This window comes from Protofrankia sp. CiP3 (genome assembly GCF_917627345.1).
Taxonomy (GTDB): domain Bacteria; phylum Actinomycetota; class Actinomycetes; order Frankiales; family Frankiaceae; genus Protofrankia.
This window is the reverse complement of record NZ_CAKJTM010000206.1, coordinates 1,515-4,103: the sequence shown is the minus strand read 5'-3', so window position 1 is coordinate 4,103 and position 2,589 is coordinate 1,515. Positions and strand designations below refer to the sequence as shown.

2 protein-coding genes are annotated in these 2,589 nt (G+C 71.3%); both read left to right on the top strand.

From position 1 onward, the window contains the following. Positions 1 to 366 precede the first annotated feature (366 nt). Complete coding sequence (locus MJ797_RS26260) at positions 367 to 966, top strand: DUF6431 domain-containing protein (RefSeq protein ID WP_239342354.1); 600 nt, start codon at positions 367 to 369, stop codon at positions 964 to 966. 105 nt (positions 967 to 1,071) lie between these two features. Then, positions 1,072 to 2,481, top strand: coding sequence for a DDE-type integrase/transposase/recombinase (locus tag MJ797_RS26255; RefSeq protein ID WP_239342352.1), 1,410 nt, complete (start codon positions 1,072 to 1,074; stop codon positions 2,479 to 2,481). The last annotated feature ends 108 nt before the right edge of the window (positions 2,482 to 2,589 follow it).

Here is a 2,589-nt window from a genome sequence, read left to right as displayed (position 1 = left end):
GTGTTGGACGACATCGACGATGCCGACGATCCGTCCCGTGGCGTCATTGACGGTGCCGATGGCGGTGGGCTGGCGTTGTGTTGAGATGCGGGGTCATTGGCGACGACACCGTGCCGACGAACAGTCTTTCTGAATCTTCCCCCGTGATGGCCCCGGACGGGTGCGCGACAGGCGTCAGGCAGCGACGACCCAAGAGCGACAGCGGATGGGTCACGGACAGTGATGTCTGTCTTGTGGCTGTGGGATGGGTGTCCGGTTTGTCAACGGCGTCACCGTGAGCGGCGTCGGGACATACGAACGGCCCTTCCCCGTAAAAATCCTTGGCGGGAAACCCAGGGAAGGGCCGTGAGGCGCCTGGAGGGCGCGATGCTCACGGTAAATACCGACCGGGGTTTGGTCGAGCGGCAGCTACGGGCGGGCGAGCTGGCTTGCCCGGACTGCGGCGGGATGCTCGGCGGCTGGGGCTGGTCGACGCGGCGGCCGGTGCGGGATCTCGGCTTCGCGACGCTGTGGCTCCAGCCTCGGCGGGCGCGCTGCACGGGCTGCGGACACACGCACGTGCTGCTGCCGGTCGTGGCGCTGGCACGCCGCGCGGACGTGGCAGCGGTGATCTGGACGGCGCTGGTCGCGGCGGCCGGCGGGCTCGGCGCACGGTCGGTCGCGCGCCGGCTCGGGCGACCGCACTCGACGGTGCGTGGCTGGCTGCGCCGGTTCGCCGGCCGGGCCGGCGACGTGCGCCGGGTGTTCACCGGCTTGCTCGTCGACGTCGGCGTCGACGCGGTGGCACCAGCGCCGGCGGGTTCGCCGCTCGCCGACGCGCTCGCGGCGATCGCCGGGGCGGCGGTGGTGGCCGGGGCGCGGTGGCCGCTGCTCGGCACAGTGTCGCCGTGGGCGGCCGCGGTCGGGGTGACGAACGGCCAGCTGCTCTCTCCGTCTCCCACCTGGATGATCACGTTCACGTTGTGATCATCGATCAACATGGGTGCGCCCCTGGGCAGCCGGCCTCCCTGCCGCCAGCCTGAGGACAACCGTGATCACTTCGGTCGCGGGGTCTTTCCGGAGGTGGTGGCGATGTCCTCGCAGGACGACGACGAGGCGGCCCGGCGCGAACGGGCCAGGGAGATCGGCCTGTTCCGCTACATGCTCATACGCGATCTTGCCGATGATGCGTTGACAACCAGGCAGCGCGGGGCGCTGGCCCGCGAGCTCGCCGCCCGCGAGCACCTCGACCCGGACGGCCGGCCGGTACGGGTGACCCGCTGGACCCTGGACAGATGGGTCAAGAGCTGGAAGACGGGCGGGTTCGACGCGCTGGTGCCCTGCCCGCGCCAGGCCGGGCCGCGCACACCGGCGGAGGTCCTCGCGCTCGCGGGCGCTTGGAAACGCGAGCGGCCCGAGCGCACCGCCGCGCAGGTCCGCCGGATCCTGGTGGCTACCAACGGCTGGTCCCCGACCGAGCGCACGCTGCAGCGTTTCTTCACCCGCACCGGCATCGGGACCCGCCAGCTCGCCGCGGCGACCGCCGGCCGGGACGTCTTCTCCCCGTTCCAGGCGGCGGCCCCTAATGATCTGTGGACGGGCGACGCCCTCCACGGCCCGAAGATCGCCGGGCGGAAGACCTACCTGTTCGCGTTCATCGACGACTACTCCCGCGCGGTCGTCGGCTACCGGTTCGGCTACGCCGAGGACACCGTCCGGCTCGCCGCCGCGCTGCGTCCCGCGCTCGCCGCCCGCGGCATCCCCTCCAAGATCTACGTGGACAACGGGTCGGCGTTCTCCGATGCCTGGCTGCTGCGTGCCTGCGCCCGGCTCGGGATCCGGCTGGCTCACTCCACCCCGCACCGGCCCGAAGGACGCGGCAAGATAGAACGTTTCTTCCAAACAGTACGAGGCCAGTTCCTCGTCGAGATCGCCGACGAGACCACCCCGGCCGGGACCGCCAGCCCCGTGACCAGCCTGGCCGACCTCAACAGCACGTTCCAGGCCTGGGTCGAAGCGCAGTACCACCGCCAGGTCCATACCGAGACCGGCGCCGCGCCGCTGGCCCGCTGGCAGACCGGCGGCCCGTTCCACCATGCCGCCCCCGACGCACTCGCCGAGGCGTTCCGCTGGTCAACCCGGCGCACGGTGTCCCGCACCGGCCTGATCTGTCTGCACGCCAACCGCTACCAGGTCCCCGCGGGGCTCACCGGCCAGCGCGTCGAGTGCGTCTTCGACCCGTTCGACCTGACCACCATCGCGCTGCGCCTGGGCACCACCGACATCGGCACCGCGACCCCGTTCGAGATCACCCGGCACAGCCATCCCAAGGCCCGCCCGGAAACCCCGACCGAACCGACCCGACCCACACAGATCGACTACCTCGCCCTCGTCCAGGAACGCCACACCACCACCCTCACCCAAAAGATCAACTATGCGGCGCTCGCCGGCACCCCGACCCACTCCGGCCCCACCGGCCCGGAAAGGAAGGACACCGCATGAGTTCGGACACGAGGCGGGTGCACCAGTGAGCGCTATCGACGTCACCGGCGGCATCGACCCCGACCTGCTCGCCGAGGCCTTCGCGCTCTCCCGCGCCGCATCCGAGAT

Coding starts and splice junctions, on each gene's coding strand:
- MJ797_RS26260 (WP_239342354.1), top strand. CDS start 367: ATGCTCACGGTAAATACCGACCGGGGTTTGGTCGAGCGGCAGCTACGG.
- MJ797_RS26255 (WP_239342352.1), top strand. CDS start 1,072: ATGTCCTCGCAGGACGACGACGAGGCGGCCCGGCGCGAACGGGCCAGG.